Source organism: Bradyrhizobium macuxiense (assembly GCF_001542415.1).
Taxonomy (GTDB): Bacteria; Pseudomonadota; Alphaproteobacteria; order Rhizobiales; family Xanthobacteraceae; genus Bradyrhizobium; species Bradyrhizobium macuxiense.
Genome location: NZ_LNCU01000117.1, coordinates 59,597 through 76,245, shown reverse-complemented (window position 1 = coordinate 76,245; position 16,649 = coordinate 59,597). Strand labels below are relative to the sequence as shown.

The 16,649-nt window shown below is 63.8% G+C and carries 13 protein-coding genes; 11 read left to right on the top strand and 2 right to left on the bottom strand.

What is annotated here, in order from left to right:
* Positions 1 to 1,118 (bottom strand): efflux RND transporter periplasmic adaptor subunit (locus AS156_RS36245; protein ID WP_066500219.1); only part of this gene is annotated, 1,118 nt, incomplete at its 3' end.
* Positions 1,119 to 1,322: 204 nt separating this feature from the next.
* Here AS156_RS36245 and AS156_RS42555 point away from each other — a divergent pair.
* The 6 genes from AS156_RS42555 to AS156_RS36215 all read left to right on the top strand — a co-directional run bounded on the left by AS156_RS42555 (position 1,323) and on the right by AS156_RS36215 (position 10,623).
* The gene (locus AS156_RS42555) at positions 1,323 to 1,565 is read left to right on the top strand and encodes a hypothetical protein (protein WP_136626608.1); all 243 of its coding nucleotides are present in this window, start codon (positions 1,323 to 1,325) and stop codon (positions 1,563 to 1,565) included.
* Positions 1,566 to 4,243: 2,678 nt separating this feature from the next.
* Entirely contained in the window at positions 4,244 to 8,218 is a 3,975-nt protein-coding gene (locus AS156_RS46195; RefSeq protein ID WP_430641835.1) for a beta strand repeat-containing protein, read from the top strand.
* A 288-nt stretch (positions 8,219 to 8,506) separates the two neighbouring features.
* Positions 8,507 to 9,010, top strand: coding sequence for a phage tail protein (locus tag AS156_RS36230; protein ID WP_082747933.1), 504 nt, complete (start codon positions 8,507 to 8,509; stop codon positions 9,008 to 9,010).
* Between the two features lie 10 nt (positions 9,011 to 9,020).
* A complete protein-coding gene (locus tag AS156_RS36225; RefSeq protein ID WP_066514438.1) occupies positions 9,021 to 9,539 on the top strand; it encodes a phage tail protein in 519 nt (172 codons plus the stop codon).
* Between the two features lie 13 nt (positions 9,540 to 9,552).
* Positions 9,553 to 10,092 carry a phage tail protein gene (locus AS156_RS36220; protein WP_066514436.1) on the top strand — a complete coding sequence of 180 codons (540 nt, stop codon included), beginning with the start codon at positions 9,553 to 9,555 and terminating at the stop codon, positions 10,090 to 10,092.
* A 9-nt stretch (positions 10,093 to 10,101) separates the two neighbouring features.
* Positions 10,102 to 10,623 carry a GNAT family N-acetyltransferase gene (locus AS156_RS36215; RefSeq protein ID WP_066514434.1) on the top strand — a complete coding sequence of 174 codons (522 nt, stop codon included), beginning with the start codon at positions 10,102 to 10,104 and terminating at the stop codon, positions 10,621 to 10,623.
* Between the two features lie 14 nt (positions 10,624 to 10,637).
* Here AS156_RS36215 and AS156_RS36210 read toward each other — a convergent pair whose 3' ends face one another.
* Complete coding sequence (locus tag AS156_RS36210) at positions 10,638 to 10,940, bottom strand: DUF6916 family protein (protein ID WP_082747932.1); 303 nt, start codon at positions 10,938 to 10,940, stop codon at positions 10,638 to 10,640.
* A 683-nt stretch (positions 10,941 to 11,623) separates the two neighbouring features.
* Between AS156_RS36210 and AS156_RS36205 the strand changes: the two genes are divergently transcribed.
* From AS156_RS36205 to AS156_RS42550, 5 genes are all read left to right on the top strand, one after another.
* Positions 11,624 to 12,778, top strand: a complete 1,155-nt coding sequence (locus AS156_RS36205; protein WP_066514431.1) for an iron-containing alcohol dehydrogenase — start codon at positions 11,624 to 11,626, stop codon at positions 12,776 to 12,778.
* A 135-nt stretch (positions 12,779 to 12,913) separates the two neighbouring features.
* Positions 12,914 to 14,464 (top strand): AMP-binding protein, encoded by a 1,551-nt coding sequence (locus AS156_RS36200; RefSeq protein WP_066514426.1) that lies wholly within the window; start codon positions 12,914 to 12,916, stop codon positions 14,462 to 14,464.
* A 76-nt stretch (positions 14,465 to 14,540) separates the two neighbouring features.
* Entirely contained in the window at positions 14,541 to 15,278 is a 738-nt protein-coding gene (locus AS156_RS36195; RefSeq protein WP_066514423.1) for a DUF2270 domain-containing protein, read from the top strand.
* 145 nt (positions 15,279 to 15,423) lie between these two features.
* Positions 15,424 to 16,311: a TauD/TfdA dioxygenase family protein gene (locus AS156_RS36190; protein WP_066514421.1), complete on the top strand. Its 888-nt coding sequence runs from the start codon at positions 15,424 to 15,426 to the stop codon at positions 16,309 to 16,311.
* A gap of 66 nt (positions 16,312 to 16,377) precedes the next feature.
* Complete coding sequence (locus AS156_RS42550) at positions 16,378 to 16,641, top strand: hypothetical protein (RefSeq protein ID WP_136626606.1); 264 nt, start codon at positions 16,378 to 16,380, stop codon at positions 16,639 to 16,641.
* Positions 16,642 to 16,649 lie beyond the last annotated feature (8 nt).

Sequence of the window (16,649 nt, the reverse complement as noted above, 5' to 3'; positions counted from 1 at the left end):
CCTTCGCGGATCACCCGCAGGCCGTCATCGAGCGGCCCGAGCACGACGGGCCTCGCCTCCACCGTGTTGTCGTCCTTGACCACGAACACGATCTTGCGCGACTGGTCGGTGACGATGGCGGCATCCGGAACCAGCAGCGCCTCGTAGGGCGCGGAGCCGATGATCCGGACCCGGCCGAATTGCCCGGGCAGGATCGAGAGGTCCTTGTTGGGGATGATGGCGCGGCTGCGCAGCGTCGCGGTCGAGACGTCCAGGCGGTTGTCGAGGAAGTCCATCGTGCCGTCATGGGAGGGCTTGGTCTCGCCGGTCAAGGACACCTGCACCGGGTTCGGCGTGTCGCGCGAGCTTGGCCGCTTGCCTTCGAACCAGAGCTTGCTGTTGCGCTGATAGGTCGCCTCGTCGACGTCGAAATAGATGTAGATCGGATCGAGCGATACGATCGAGGTCAGCAGCGTCGCGCCGCTGTCGGCGCCCTGCACGAGGTTGCCGGGGGTCACCAGATGGCGGCTGACGCGGCCGGTGATCGGCGCCAGCACATGGGTGAATTCGACATTGAGCTGGGCGGCCTTCAGCGCGCCTTCGGCCTGCGTCTCGGCGGCGTGGGCCGCCTGCAAGGCCTGGCGGCGCTGGTCGACGACCTGCTCGGAGACTGCACTGGTCTGCACCAGGTTCAAGCCACGGTCGAGCTCGCGCTTGGCAAGCTCCGCCTTGGCGCGCGCATCGGCAAGCTGCCCCTCTGCCTGCAGCGCGACCGCCTCGAACGGGCGCGGGTCGATGGTGTAGAGCAGATCGCCGGCATGGACGATCGCGCCGTCCTTGAACTCGACGGTGTTGACGAAGCCGCCGACGCGGGCGCGGACCTGAACCTCCTCGATCGCCTCGAAGCGGCCGGTGAACTCGTCCCAGTCGGTCACCGTGCGCCTGACCGGCTGCGCCACCGTCACGGGCGGCGGCGGAGGCGCGGCCGCCTGCGATTGTGCCTTGTCATCGCAGCCGCCGAGCGCCAGCGCGAACAGCAGGCCGAACGGCGCAAGGCCGCATCGTGCAAAGCGGCGAAACGAACCGCAATCGAGTCGGGTCGCCGGAGCCGGATGCTCCGCTTTGTCAGTCGCACTCATTCCGTCTCCCCAAAGACTCGAACGTCGCAAATAAAATTGCTGTGATTCGACGAAAGTAGATTGCCGCAAGGTCGCCGCGGCGGACGCCTCAGATGTGATTGCTCCTCAGTCTGTTCAAGACTTGGTCCCGATCAAGCAAATAGTTTCGAATTCTGAAAGCCTTACGACGGCGACATGGCGCCGTCGGCGATACAAAAGGTAAGAATGGCTGGCGTATCGCTGAGCGATCCCTTACGCCATCGGCGAGCCGGCTCGTCTGTTTCCGCGACGAAACAATCAGAAGGCGAGTACCCTGACATCCAATTGTTACAAGACGGCGAAAACCGCGCGATCGCAGCGCTCTACCTCCCGCTGTGCGGCGGCATCAAGGTTACTTGTACGCCGGAGGCCGAACGCACGTTGACACCTCGGAATATCGCCAATACGGTCATGGTTGCCAAAGCGTAAATTTTGCTGGCCGCCGCATTTTTCTCGAACATTCATTGACCTTCGGTCGCGGCGTACTGAGGCGACTTCGTAATGGGAAGTGCATTTCAACTCGCAGACCCCGTGTCTCCACCGATAACGCGGCTTGCCTGTATCGCGATCGGCTCTGAGCCATCCGCCCGCAGCAGAAATAATCAACCCCAGCGTGTGAACCGGTTCACACGTCATGTTTCCTGACAAGTGTAGTTATTGACCGGTTTCGCACCGGTCGCTGGAGTTACCATGACGACCATACCTGCCTATACAATCGGTGGTATAACCCGGCCCGAACTGCAGCTCGATTCGACCGGACATATCGTTCTGGATTCCGCGGCAGATGCATTCGTCGCGCAATACGGCCTGCAGTATCTCTATCTCGGCTGCCCTCCCGGCACCCCCTGGCCACCGGTCACCGACTCGGTGTCGACACCGGTCGATGCCAATTCGGGCAATATCACCGTCAGCGAGGGCGCTGCCGTCAACACGCTGGTCAACCTCACCGCGCAGGCCACCAGCAGCGGCGGCAATCCCGTCACCTATTCGCTGATTGGCGATACCTCCAACGGCGGCTTCAAGATCGATCCGAACACCGGCGTGGTGTCGGTCGCCGACCCCAGCAAGGTCAATTACGTGACCAGCCCCGGTCACGCCTACACCATCACCGTCCAGGCGAATGACGGCGTGGTGACGAGCTCGCAGAACTTCACCATCGCCGTCACCGACGTCGCACCGTCGACACCGGTCGACAGCAACGCGGCGCCGAACCAGGTGGCGGAAGGCGCGAAGGCCGGCACGCTTGTCGGCATCACCGCATCGTCAACAGATATGAATCCGGTGACCTACAGCCTGACCGGCGACAGTTCGGGCGGCGGTTTCACCATCAATGCGGTGACGGGTGTCATCACCGTCGCCGATGGCAGCAAGCTCAATTACGCGACCGCACCGGGCCACGCCTATACCGTCACCGCGACGGCGAGCGACGGCACGCTGAGCAGCTCGCAAACCTTCACGATCGGTGTCACTCTGGGCGCGGTGTCGCAATTTGCCGTGAGCATCGCGCCCAACGGCGCGGCGGGGACGCCGGGCACAGTCACCGTCACCGCCCTCGATTCCGTGGGCCACGTCATCACCAACTACACCGGCACCGTCCACTTCACCTCGAGCGACGGACACGCCGTGCTGCCGGCCGACGTGACGTTGACCAACGGCACCGGCACCTTCAGCGAAACCTTCGACACCGCCGGCAGCCAGACCATCACCGCGACCGATACGGTCAACAGCGCCATCCACGGCACGTCGAATGTGGAGACGGTCACGCCGGGCGTCGCCACGCACTTTGCGGTCACCATTCCGGCCAGCGGCGCGGTGGGAACAGCGGGTTCGGTCACTGTGACCGCGCTCGATGCCTTCGGTAACGTCGCGATCGGCTACACCGGCACGGTGCACTTCACGTCGAGCGACGGCAGCGCCACGCTACCGGCTGACATGACGCTGACCAACGGCACCGGCACCTTCGCCGAGACATTCAGATCCCTCGGCAGCCAAATCATCATCGCGACCGATACGGTCAGCGCCGGTATCACCGGCACGTCGAATGCCGAAGCCGTCGGCCCGGGTGCCGCCACGCACTTTGTTGTCAGCATCCCTGGCAGCAGCACGGCGGGGACGCAGGGCACGGTCACCGTCACCGCGTTCGATGCCTTTGGTAATGTCGCGACCGGCTACACAGGCACCGTCCACTTTACCTCGACCGACGGCCACGCGGTGCTGCCGCACGACATGACGTTGACCAATGGCGTCGGCACCTTCAACGAGACCCTCGAAACCGCCGGCAGCCAAACCATCATGGCGACCGATACGGTCAACAGCGCCATCAACGGCACGTCGAACACGGAGACCGTAGCCCCGGGTCCCGCCACGCACTTTGTGGTCACCCTCCCCGCCAGCGGAACGGCAGGCACGGCCGGTTCGGGCACCGTCACCGCCTACGATGCGCATAACAACGTCGTCACCGGCTACACCGGCACGGTGCACTTCACCTCCAGCGACGGCCAGGCCGTGCTGCCGGCCGACATGACGTTGACCAACGGCACCGCTACCTTCAACGAGACCCTCGACACCGCCGGCAGCCAGACCATCACCGCGACCGACACGGTCAACAGCGCCATCACCGGCACGTCGAATGCGGAAACTGTAGGACCGGGCCCCGCCACGCACTTCGTGGTCAGTCTCCCCGCCAGCGGCACGGCGNGGGCACGGCAGGTACGGGCACCGTCACCGCACTCGATGCCGATAACAACGTCGTAACCGATTACACCGGTACGGTGCATTTTACGTCGACCGATGCCGCCGCCGTGCTGCCTGCCGACCTGACGCTGACCAATGGCACCGCCAGCTTCAGCGAGACCTTCGATACCGCCGGCAGCCAGACCATCACGGCGACCGACACGGTCAGCGCGATCAACGGTACGTCGAATACAGAAATTGTAGGACCGGGCCCGGCCACGCATTTCGTGGTCACCATCCCCGCCAACGGCCGGGCGGAAAATCCGGGCACGGGAACCGTCACCGCACTCGATGCCCATAACAACGTCGTCACCGACTACACCGGCACGGTGCACTTCACCTCGACCGACGGCCTGGCCGTGCTGCCGGCCGACATGACGCTGACCAATGGCACCGGCACCTTCAGCGAGACATTCGACACCGTCGGCAGTCAGACCATCACGGCAACCGACACGGTCAACACTGCCATCACCGGCACCTCAAACTCCGAAACGGTGGGGCCTCCGGATGCACCGCCCGTCATCACCGCCGGCCATACGCTGAACTACACCGAGGCGCAGGCCCCGACCGCGATCGACCCGACGCTGACGGTGACCGATTCCGATTCGGCCACGCTGGCGAGTGCGACCATCCAGATCACCGGCAACTACGTCGCCGGCGAGGACGTGCTTGCCTTCACCAACACCGCAAATATCACCGGAACGTTTGATGCCGTTCACGGCAAGCTGACACTGACCGGCACCGACACCGTCGCGAACTATCAGGCGGCGCTCGAATCGATCACCTACTTCGACACCAGCCAGAACCCGTCCACCTCGCCCCGCACCGTCACGATCACCGCCAGTGACGGCATCGTCGACAGCACAGCCGCAACCGACACGATCACGGTCGTCTCGGTCGACAATCCGCCGGTTAACACCGTTCCGGGTGCCCAGACGATCCTCGAAAATCAGCCGCTGACCTTCAGCACTGCCAACAGCAATGCAATATCGGTCAACGACGTCGATGTCGGCACCGGCAACCTTCAGGTCACCCTCACCGTCCTGCATGGCACGCTGGCCCTGGGTGCAACCTCGGGACTCACCATCACGGGCAACAATACCGGCACCGTGGAGCTCACCGGCACCGAGGCCAACGTCAACGCCGCGCTCGCCGGGCTCGTCTACACCCCGACCACGAGCACCAGCGGGAGCGACACGCTCACCATCGCCACCGACGATCTCGGTAATACCGGCACCGGCGGCCCGCACACCACCACCAGCACCGTCGGCATCACCGTCACATCGGTCAACCAGCCGCCGAGCTTCACGCTGTCGGCCAATGAGACGGAATCGAACGAGACGACGTCGGCGCAAAGCGTCAGCGTGGCGAACTTCGTCACCAACATCTCGCCGGGGCCCGCGGGCGAGAGCGCGCAGACGGTGCACTTCAACGTCACCGGTGACAGCAATCCCTCGATGTTCTCGGTCGCGCCGACCATCTCGGCCAACGGCACACTCACCTATACCGTCGTCCCGGGCTACGCAGGCACCGCGACGATCACGATCGACGCCCAGGACAACGGCGGCACCGCGAACGGCGGCAACGACACCTCGGCGACGCAAACCTTCGCGATCGATGTCGCTCCGGTCGCCAACACGCCGACCATCTCGGAAGGCAGCCTGCAGCCGACAGCGGCGACGGCTGAGCATCAGGTCAACACGACCACCGGAAGTGGGATCGCGCAGGAAAGCGGCACGGTGACCGCGCTCTCGGGCGGCGGTTACGTCGTCGCCTGGCAGGATACGCAGAACGACGCCCTCGACGCGCGTATCTACAATGCGTCGGGAACGCCGATCGGCAACGACTTCCACATCGCATTCGATTCCACGGACACGCTGACCTATTCCGCCGGCGGAGCGGCTTTGAAGGGGATGCCGACGGGCAGTCCCTACGCCGGAGGCTTCCTTGAAGTCGACATGGTCAGCAATGCCGCCACCGGCACGGAGACCATCGAAGGCCGAATCCTCTCCTCGACCGGGGCCACGGAGGTCTCGGCCTTCCGGATCAGCCCGGCCTCCAGCGACCTCCACGTCGGGGTCGGTCCCCTTTCAGCTGCGGTGTTCTCGAACGGCAGCTTCGTCGTCGCCTGGGAAGACGTGACCGGCAGCAACCAGTCCACGATCGAGCTCCAGCGTTTCGACGCCAACGGCAACCCGGTTCACCAGGATGGCTCGACGTCGGGCCTCGCCGAATTCCAGGCCAGCCAGTCCGCGGCGGGTGTCTCGGAAGATCCCGATATCACGGTGCTGAGCAACGGAAACTTCGTCGTCACCTGGGACTACAGCGCGACGAACACGGCCACGACGCGAGACGTGTTCTACCAGGTCTACAGTTCCACGGGCGCGGCGATCGGCGGCCCGACGATGGCCAACACCTCGACCGGGGACGAACGCGACGTCGCTTCGGTCACGGCCCTCGCCAATGGCGGGTTCGCGATCACGTGGGAGTCTAATAATGAAGTCTCGGGCACGAGCGGGATGGACATCTATACCCGCATCTTCAACGCCAGCGGCACCGCGGTAACCGGCGAAATTCTTGTCAACTCGGCGGCGACCGCCGGCTCGCAGTCCTCCTCGAGCATCGTCGGACTGCCCGACGGCGGCTTCTTCGTCACCTGGGACACCGACGAGAACGCTGGCAATGAGGATCTTCTTGGGCAGCGGTACGACGCCAACGGTAACAAGGTCGGCGGCGCCTTCCTGATCAACCAGACCACGGCCGGATCGCAGGAGCAAACTCCCAACTTCGATCACGACCCAACCGCTGTCCTGAACAGCGGCCAGCTTGTGAGCGTCTGGACCAGCCAGCAGACCGGCTCGACCGAAAGTGACATTTTCGCGCGCACTTACTCGATTCCCGGCGACGGCCCGGAGAACGGCACCGTCAGTCTGGACACCATCAGTGCGCTGGTCACCGGCTCGGCCGGGACCACCAAGACCAACGGCGGCCTGGAGGTGATCCAGGAGATCGACCTGTCGGGGATCCCGACCGGTTCGGGGACCTTCAGCTTCTCGGTCGGACACGCGGGCGCGACGGCAGGAACCTGGGTGATCGACAACGCAGCCGACATCGTAAGCCTTGCAACGACGCCGCTGACGATGACATCGCCGGCGGGATATAGCGGAAACTTCACGCTCAGCGTCACCGCGGTCGCCTCAGACACCGCAACACTGTCCACCGGGGACGTCACCAGCACGGCGACGTCGTCGACCCTGACCATCCCGGTCGGCGTCAAGGCGCCCGGCGATCCGATCTTCGCCGCCGACAGCGCATCTGCGTTCAGCCTCAACCTCGATCCCGTCGCCAGCGGCGACACGGTCGCGATCACGTCGCTGCCGGGCAACGGCACGCTGGAATATGCCGACGGCACGCTGGTGGCGGCCGGTGCGATCCTGACCGCGGCGCAGTTCGCGGGCCTGAAGTTCGCGCCGCTTGATCTCGGCGCCGATACCTCGGCAGATCTGACGTTCACCGTCTCTGACGGGACCACGGATACCGTGAACACCGTGCCGATCAATCTCGTTCACGGCACCGGCGTGACGATCAACGGCGACGGCGGCAACGATCACATCATCGGCAGCCCGGGCGCCGACATTCTGCATGCCGGGTCCGGACAGGACATCCTGACCGGCGGCGGCGGTGCGGATCGCTTCGTGTTCGATATGTCGGCGCCGACCGACACGACTGCGTCTGCGCTCAAGATCGACCAGATCACCGATTACAGCGCAGCCGGCGGCGACACCATCGACCTCACGTCGTGGTTCTCGGCAGCGACGATCACGCATGCGGATATCGCCTCGCTGGTGAAGGTGACGGAAGATGCCGGCGGAACGTCGGCGACGCTGCAAGTCAATACGGCGACCGCCGGCCAGACCGCGCATTGGGTCGACCTTGTCAAATTGAACGGCACGGCGGCCGGCGACGCCGTCAACGTCGAGATCGATGCCGCCCATCCCGCCGTTGCGACGCAAATTCATTCCTCACCCGCGTCCGGTCAGGGCCAGAGCGCGACACTGGTCTCCACGCAGGCGCCGGGGCCCGCGAACTCCGGCGGCTCGCCTCCCACATCGTCGCCGCCGACGTCCGCGCAGACCTCAGCGGGTTCGTTCGACTTCTCTACGTTCAGCTCGGGATCTCAGGGCCTAGTCGATCCGACGCTCTCGCACCCGGGCGAAACCGCGGGAGGGGCCTTCTACAGTCTACCCTCCACTCCGACCGCACAAGTCGACGAGGCACACATGCTCGGTATCTCCGTCGAAAATCTGACAGCCCACATCAATCAGGGTTTTCACGGCTTGCTGATCTAAAGCGCGATGAGATTGGGTTGAATCGTCATCGCGCTTTAGCTCCTTGTTTGAGCATGATCTCCGCGCAAACGGTTCGCGTTTGTCGCGAGGGAAAACCGCTTCACACTTTTCCGGATGATGCTCTAGAGCCGGCCGCAACATCAGTGGCCTGCCTGCATAACCCCGACGTTGTAGATTCGTTCGACCATTTACATCGCGTAACGAAAATTCGTATCGACGAGATCGTTTGGATTCGATAAACGTAAGGTTGCACGGCTATTTTTCAGCATTGATACTCGGGAGGGATTGGTGGGTGAGCCTTTCATAGGTGAGGTCAAGATCATTTCCTGGAATTTCCCGCCGAGAGGCTGGGCTTTTTGCAACGGCCAGTTGATGTCGCTCAATCAGAACCAGGCATTGTTCGCCGTAATTGGAACAACCTATGGCGGAAATGGGCAAACCAACTTTGCGCTGCCGGACCTTCGCAGCCGGGTGCCGATCCATCAAGGGCAGGGTTTTGTCGCGGGCAACATGGCCGGCGAGGAAAATCACACGCTGATCCTGAACGAACTGCCCAAGCACACTCATGTCGGGCAAGGCACGACCACCACCGCTGATCAGAACACGCCGGTCGGCAATATGCTGGCGAACGCCAACTTTCAGCTTTACACGACCCAAGCCAGCAACCTCACGGCGGTTGATCCCGGCACGATCACCAACACTGGCGGCAACCAGCCTCACAGCAATATTCAGCCCTATCTGGCGTTGAACTTCATCATTGCCCTCCAGGGCGTTTTCCCCTCGCGCACCTGAGGATCGTCACATGTCTGACCCCTTTCTCGGCGAGATTCGGATGTTCGGAGGCAACTTTGCACCCGCGGGATGGGCGACCTGCGACGGTCAGTTGCTGCCTATTTCCGGGAACGATGCGCTGTTCACCTTGATCGGCACCACCTACGGCGGCGATGGACAAAACACGTTTGCATTGCCCAACCTGGCAGCTCGCATTCCGATTCACAGCGGGCAAGGTACGGGCCTGTCGCCCTACGTTCTCGGCCAGCTTGGCGGCACTCCCACCGTAACGCTCACCACCGGCCAGATTCCGTTCCACAATCATAATTTTATGGCATCGACCGCGAATGGCGGACAGGCATCGCCGCAGAACGCCTTTGTGGCCTCTCCGACCGCCGTCAAGGAATGGCTCCCGCATCCGGCGGTGGCGGCGATGAACGCAGCTTCGATCCTGAATACCGGCGGCGGCCAGCCCCACGAGAACATGATGCCCTACCTGGTTGTCACGTTCATCATTGCGCTGACCGGCATTTTCCCGACGCAATCATAGACAGAGATCCGCCATGTCCGATCCATTCCTCGCCGAGATTCGAATCTTCGCAGGCCCCTTTGCACCTCTGAATTGGGCAAGCTGCGATGGCCAGCTCATGCCTATTTCGCAGAACACGGCGCTATTTGCGCTGCTCGGCACTATGTATGGCGGAAATGGAACATCGACGTACCAGTTGCCCAATTTTCAAGGCAGCGTGCCGATCCACAACACGATGCACGCGGCAAGCTTGCCGTTCGGAAGTTTCGACATTGGGCAAGTCGGCGGCGCGCAGAACGTCACGCTCTTGACGAGCGAAATGCCGTCGCACGGGCACACGCTTCAGGGCAGGGCGCAGGTCGCCGACGCGAATACGGCCGCCTCCAACACCTCGATGGGAAAACCTGAACCGGCGACCAACAGCGCCTATCAGGCCGGCGGATCCGCAGCGGTCTCATTGAATGCCCAGGCCATCTCCTTGAGCGGCGGCGGCCTCCCTCACAACAACATGCAGCCGTTGCTGACGCTGAACTTCATCATCGCGCTGAAGGGCGTGTTCCCGCCGCGCGGTTGACTGCCGCCAATGCATCAGAACGCCGCGGTTTCGTTTGACTGGGTGCGCGCCGCCGGCGCGGGCCTGACCTTTCGCACAATCACCGATGCCGATCTGCCGTTCCTGGCGCGGGTCTATGCCTCGACCCGCACCGAGGAACTCGCGCCTTTGCCGTGGAGCGACGCCGAGAAGGCCAGCTTCCTCGACATGCAATTCCGTGCGCAGCACACGCATTACCAGACTTATTATCCGGACGCGCTCTGGCTTGTCGTGAAGCATGACGGCCGGGATATCGGCCGCCTCTACCTCGACCGTACGCCCGATGAGCATTGCATCGTCGACATCGCGTTGCTGCCGGCGCATCGCGGCAAAGGCCTCGGCGAAGCGCTGTTGCGCGATCTGCTGGACGAGGCCGCCGCGGCCGGAAAACCCGTGGCAATCCATGTCGAGAAAAACAATCCGGCGATGCGGCTCTACCGGAGACTCGGATTCAAGGCCGAGGAAGACAAGGGCGTCTACGACCTGATGCGCTGGACCGCCACATCAGCGTGATGCCGGATCGGCACTTACGCGAATATCGACTGATAGCCGTTGCCATCGGCCATCGGCCCGATCGGCACCAGGAAAATCTCCATCCTGCCGAGGTCCGGGTGCACGACCGGATAGATCGACTGCCGCAGCCGTGGACCCGCGGGCGCAACGAACAGCACCGAAAACGCGCCGCCCTCGCGTTTCGCATGCCCGAGGGGCTCGACCTTGGCGAGCTTCAGCGAAACGACGCCGCCGTCCGTTTGCATGTCGAAAGTCTCGTCGAGATGCCGTGAAAAATCATCGAACTTCAACTTCGCGAGGTCTGCCGCCGACATCATTTGACCATTTCCGGTTGAGCCGCATTTCCAATGTCTGCTGGTAGCACAGCGCTTGCAAACGAAACATAGCCTTGTCCGGAATTTGTAGTATTGCCCCGCGACATCATCGCGAAAGCATCGGGTGCGATCGGCACCCGGCTTTCGCTGCGCCCTCTGCTTCGAGAGGGCGGAACGAAGATGCAAAGCTCGGACGGATCGTGTCGCGAGAATGCTGACGCATGGCTCACAAGCCGCGCCACACTCGCTGTCGTCCCTGCGAAAGCAGGGACCCATACTCCGCGGCCGGGGTTGTGAAAGGGACTCGTCATTCCAGCACTACTCAACAACAACCATTCGTGGTTATGGGTCCCTGCTTTCGCAGGGACGACGATTGGAGGGGAGCCTCACACTGTCATCGCCCAGCTTGATGCGCGGGTGATGACACCGTGCCCTCTTTACCGGGACCTATAGCCAAGGATGTTCATTGTTGAACGCTGCTGGAACGACAGGTCCCGTCTGCGACATCCGTCGCGGAGTATGGGCGCCTGCTCCCGTGCGCAATTGCGCACCAGGCAGGGACGACGGCGGAAGGGCCGGTGCGGCCATATTTCCACTCGCACTCCCTGATGACGATCGCAATTTCCTCCGCTAACCTGCCGCCAACAGCCGTCAGTAAGGGCGGCGCAACAAGGGAGGATGGGCGCGTGCATCGAGGCCGTGTCATATTCGGCGCCATGGACGAGGTCGTGTTCGGGCGGCCGGCCCGCGAGGCCATCGTCGAGCAACTCGACCGGCTGGGCGCGCAGCGCGCCTTTCTGATGGTGTCGGGCACGCTGAACCGCGAAACCGACGAGATCGAAAAGATCCGCAACGCGCTGGGATCGCGCTGCGCCGCCGTCTTCGACAAGATGCCCGCGCACACGCCGCGCGCCGCCGTGATCTCGGCGACCGAGCAGGCCCGCGCCGCGAAGGCCGACCTCATCGTCACCGTCGGCGGCGGCTCGATCACCGACGGCGCCAAGGCGGTGCAGCTTTGCCTCGCCAACAACGTCACCACATCTGATGGCATCGACGCGATCCGCACCCGCGGCGGCGTCTCGCCCGAGATGAAGGCGCCGACCGTGCGCCAGATCAGCGTGCCGACCACGATCGCCGGCGGCGAATTTTCCGCGATCGCAGGCGTCACCAACGAGGCGAAGCGGCAGAAGGAGATGCTGCGCCACCCGCTGGTGATGCCACGCGCCACCATCCTCGATCCGGAACTGTCGGTGCACACGCCGGACTGGCTGTTCCTGTCGACCGGGGTCCGCGCGGTCGATCACTGCGTCGAGGGCATCTGCTCGCGCGAGGCGCATCCTTACGGCGACGCGCAGGCCATCAAGGGTCTCGCGATGCTGGCGCAGGGCCTGCCGCGGGTGAAGGCTGATCCGAAGGACATCGACGCGCGGATGGACTGCCAGATCGGCACCTGGCTCTCGACCGGCCCGCTCGCGGCCGGCGTGCCGATGGGCGCGAGCCACGGCATCGGCTACGTGCTCGGCGCCGTACATGACGTGCCGCACGGCCACACCTCCTGCGTGATGCTGCCGGCGGTAATGCGCTGGAACAAGCGCGACAATGCCGAGCGCCAGGCGCTGGTCGCATCCGCGATGGGCCATCCGGGCAAGGACGCCGGCGACGTGCTCGATCGCTTCATCCGCGATCTCGGCATGCCGCGTAGCCTGCGGGAGGTGCATGTCGGTCCCAAACATTTCGACCACATCGCAACGCAAGCGATGCGAACGCCCTGGGTGCCGCGCAATCCACGCAAGATCGACAGTGCGTCCCAGGTCCGCGAGATTCTGATGATGGCCGCCTAGAGCATGATCCGGAAAAGTGGAAACCCCGGTTTTCCCTCGCGACAAACGCGAAGCGTTTGCGCGAAGATCATGCTCAAACAAAGAGGGAATGGTTCGGAAGTGCGGGAACGCGTAACGAGGGGGAAGTAGAGTTCGATGTACACCGGCAAGCATGCTTACCTGCGCCCCTTGCAACCCGCCTTCATCATGGCCGGGACCGGCGAGACCGTCACCTATCGCGAGCTGGAGGCGCGCAACAATCGCCTTGCGCATCTGTTCCGCGAGCACGGGATGAAGCGGCTCGACCATTATTCGATCTTCATGGAGAACAACAACCGCTACCTCGAAGCCTGCGGCGCAGGCGAGCGGTCCGGCCTGTACTTCACCTGCGTCAATTCTTTCCTCACTCCAGGCGAGCTCGCCTACATCCTCACCAACAGCCAGTCGCGCATCCTCATCACCTCGAAGCTGAAGCTCGATGTCGCCCGCGAGGCGCTGAAGGACTGTCCGCAGGTCGAGCTCTGCATCGTCGTCGACGGCAACAGCGAAAGCGACCGCGTCGTCGGCTTGCAGGAGGCCACGGCCGGCCTGCCGATCACGCCGATCGCGGACGAATATGCGGGAACGGCGATGCTTTACTCCTCCGGCACCACCGGCCGGCCCAAGGGCATCCTGCGCCCACTGCCGGAGCAGCCGCCATCGCAGAACCTGCCGCTGTTCGATTTCCTGATCAAGCTCTGGCACTACCGCGAAGGCATGGTCTATCTGTCGCCGGCGCCGCTCTATCATTCCGCGCCGCAAGCCGCGGTCAATCTCACCATCCGGATGGGCGGCACCGCCGTCATCATGGAAAGCTTCGATCCCGAACGCTACCTCGAGCTGGTCGAGAAATGGGGCATCACCCACAGCCAGCTGGTGCCGACCATGTTCTCACGCATGCTCAAACTGCCCGAGGAGGCCCGCCGCCGCCACGACCTGTCGTCGCTGGAGATCGCGATCCATGCCGCGGCGCCCTGCCCGGCGCTGGTGAAGGACGACATGATCAAATGGTGGGGCCCGATCATCCACGAATATTACGGCGCCACCGAGGGCCTCGGCTTCACCGCCTGCAACAGCGAGGAGTGGCTCGCGCATCGCGGCACGGTCGGCAAGGTGCTGCTCGGCGACCTGCATATCCTCGACGAGAACATGAAGCCCTGCCCGAAGGGCACGCCGGGCACGGTGTGGTTCAAGACCGGATCGCCATTCGAGTATTTCAACGATCCCGCCAAGACCAGCGAAGCGCGCTCGGCGGACGGCAGCATGAGCACGGTCGGCGACGTCGGCTATGTCGATGACGACAACTTCCTCTATCTGACCGACCGCGCCACCTTCATGATCATCTCCGGCGGCGTGAACATCTATCCGCAGGAATGCGAGAACCTGCTTATCACCCATCCCAAGGTCGCCGATGCCGCCGTGTTCGGAGTGCCCAATGTCGATCTCGGCGAGGAGGTGAAGGCAGTGGTGCAGCCGGCCGACGGCATCGCGCCTGGGCCGGAACTCGCGGAGGAGCTGATCGCGTTCTGCGCAACTTCGCTGTCGCGGCAGAAGGTGCCGCGTTCGGTCGATTTCGAGGCCGAGCTGCCGCGGCTGCCGACCGGAAAACTGTACAAGCGCCTGCTGCGCGACCGCTACTGGGGCAACAAGACCTCGCGGATCGTGTGACTGGGGCGGCGCGGGTCGATGCGATCGAGGAAGCCGGAGCGCGCAACGGACTCGCTCCTCGCGCGGATTTCGCGTTATGCTCCACAACCGCAAGCCAGCTTCGCCGGAGGCCGCCATGCCGTCGCCCCAGCCGCGCGAGCCGGAGCCGGCGCAGGCCGGAAGGCTCGAATTCACCGCCGCCGAGATCGGCGCGCTCGCCCATCTCTATCGCGGCGAGGTCTATCGCAGCACGGTCTGGCGCACCCGCCTCGACAGCTCGACCAACTGGGCTGTCGTCACCACCGGGATCGCGCTGTCTGCGACCTACAGCAGCGCGGAGGCATCGCCCCTGCCGATGGTGCTGGTCGGCCTCCTGGTCACCGTCTTCCTGTTGTTCGAGGCACGGCGCTACCGCTACTTCAACGTCTGGCGCGCCCGCGCGCGGCTGCTCGAAACCGACTTCTACGCCCCCATGATCCGCGGCAACGGCCCCTCGCCGAATTCGCCCTGGACCGAGTTGCTCGCCAACGACTACCGCAGTCCCCGCTACCACATCAGCTTTACCCGCGCGATCGGCCGGCGGCTGCGCCGCACCTATGGCTGGATCTTCGCGATCCAGGCCATCGCCTATTACGGCAAGCTGGCGATTCACCCCTCACCGCTGACCACGATGAGCGATATCTGGGATCGTGCCTCGATCGGTCCGATTCCCGGAGCCATCGTCGTGCTGGCCGGCGTCGCGTTCCATTCGAGCTGGGCGCTGTTCGCATTCGTCACCCATCGCATCGAGGTCGCCGACCGGCGCACGCGGCACGATTTGATCGCGATGGGGTGATGCGCCCGGCAATGTCCCAGCTGCGGCGGTGCCGGCCGCAAGCCACGATGCCTGCCGCAAGGCAGACCCGACCGGCGCGCGCGTTGCCGCGCACAGGCCTTTCCCCTAGGCTTGCCCCGCAAGAACAAAATGGGAGGATTTGCCGATGGATGTGATCCCGCTGAATCCAGGCTTCGGGGCCGAGCTGCGCGGCGTCACGCTCGCCGACGTGGCGGCCGACGATGCCGCCTATGCAGCGGTGCGCGCAGCGTTCGAGGAACACTCGGTGCTGGTGTTCCGCGGCCAGGAGGTCGACGACGACATCCAGCTCGCCTTCTCGCGCCGCTTCGGCCCGCCCGAGGTAACTAAGGTCGGCTCGATGGGCACCGGCTCGCATTTCGTGATCCTCTCGACCTTCGGCCCCGACGGCAAGGTGGTGCCGTCGGATCACCGGCAGCAGCTCCGCGCCAGGGCCAACCAGCTCTGGCACACCGACTCCTCCTTCAAGCGCGTCCCGGCGCTGACCTCGATCCTCTCGGCGCGCATCATTCCCGAACATGGCGGCGAGACCGAATTCATCTCGACGCGCCTCGCCTTCGAGCGGCTCGACAAGGAGCTGGCGAAGCGGCTGGAGAATTCCTTCGCCTGGCATTCCTATGCACATTCGCGCAGCAAGGTCGCCACGGGGCTCGCAACATCAGAGGAAGTGGATGCGCTGCCGCCGGTGTGCTGGCGCATGGTCTGGCGCAACCCGGTCAATGGCCGCGGCGCGATCTATCTCGCCTCCCATGCCTATGGCGTCGAGGGCATGGATGCCGACGCCGGCAAGGCGCTGATCGAGCAGTTGACGGACGCCGCGACCACGCCAGGCGTCAGCTATCTGCATCCCTGGAAGCAGGGCGATGTCGTGATGTGGGACAACCGCGCCACCATGCATCGCGGCCGCCCATGGCCGGCGCATGAGGGTCGCCTGATGATCCGTACCACGATCTCGGCGACGGACGCGGACGGTGTACCCAGCATGCGGGCACCATCGCAGCAAGCGGCGGAGTGAGCTGTGTCGTTGTCGGCATACCGTCATCCCCGCGTAGTCGATGCGGGGATGACGGGAACATGATCGATGTTGATGATTACAATCGGCGACAAACTGTCGCTGATTGCATGCGACATCGTCGAATGCGTCGCGAGGCTCTGCGTCGGAACTGACAGGAAATTCGCTGCTGCACAGCAAAACAAGCCGCAAAACTCGCTGCATCGGCACCAATATTCCCGACTCATGGAAATTTTCATGTCCGCGCGTCATCCGAATTGCCAATCCCCGCGTGTCCCTCGCCGGTTGCCCGACGGGCTCACCATGGTATCGTCAATGCCAATCGGCCATTGAGACCGAAA

Excerpts from the sequence above, each read along its gene's own strand:
- AS156_RS36220 (WP_066514436.1), top strand. The coding sequence starts at position 9,553 with ATGTCCGATCCATTCCTCGCCGAGATTCGAATCTTCGCAGGCCCCTTT.
- AS156_RS46195 (WP_430641835.1), top strand. The coding sequence starts at position 4,244 with ATGACGCTGACCAATGGCACCGGCACCTTCAGCGAGACATTCGACACC.
- AS156_RS36215 (WP_066514434.1), top strand. The coding sequence starts at position 10,102 with ATGCATCAGAACGCCGCGGTTTCGTTTGACTGGGTGCGCGCCGCCGGC.
- AS156_RS42550 (WP_136626606.1), top strand. The coding sequence starts at position 16,378 with ATGTTGATGATTACAATCGGCGACAAACTGTCGCTGATTGCATGCGAC.
- AS156_RS36225 (WP_066514438.1), top strand. The coding sequence starts at position 9,021 with ATGTCTGACCCCTTTCTCGGCGAGATTCGGATGTTCGGAGGCAACTTT.
- AS156_RS36195 (WP_066514423.1), top strand. The coding sequence starts at position 14,541 with ATGCTCCACAACCGCAAGCCAGCTTCGCCGGAGGCCGCCATGCCGTCG.
- AS156_RS36190 (WP_066514421.1), top strand. The coding sequence starts at position 15,424 with ATGGATGTGATCCCGCTGAATCCAGGCTTCGGGGCCGAGCTGCGCGGC.
- AS156_RS36200 (WP_066514426.1), top strand. The coding sequence starts at position 12,914 with ATGTACACCGGCAAGCATGCTTACCTGCGCCCCTTGCAACCCGCCTTC.
- AS156_RS42555 (WP_136626608.1), top strand. The coding sequence starts at position 1,323 with ATGGCTGGCGTATCGCTGAGCGATCCCTTACGCCATCGGCGAGCCGGC.
- AS156_RS36210 (WP_082747932.1), bottom strand. The coding sequence starts at position 10,940 with ATGATGTCGGCGGCAGACCTCGCGAAGTTGAAGTTCGATGATTTTTCA.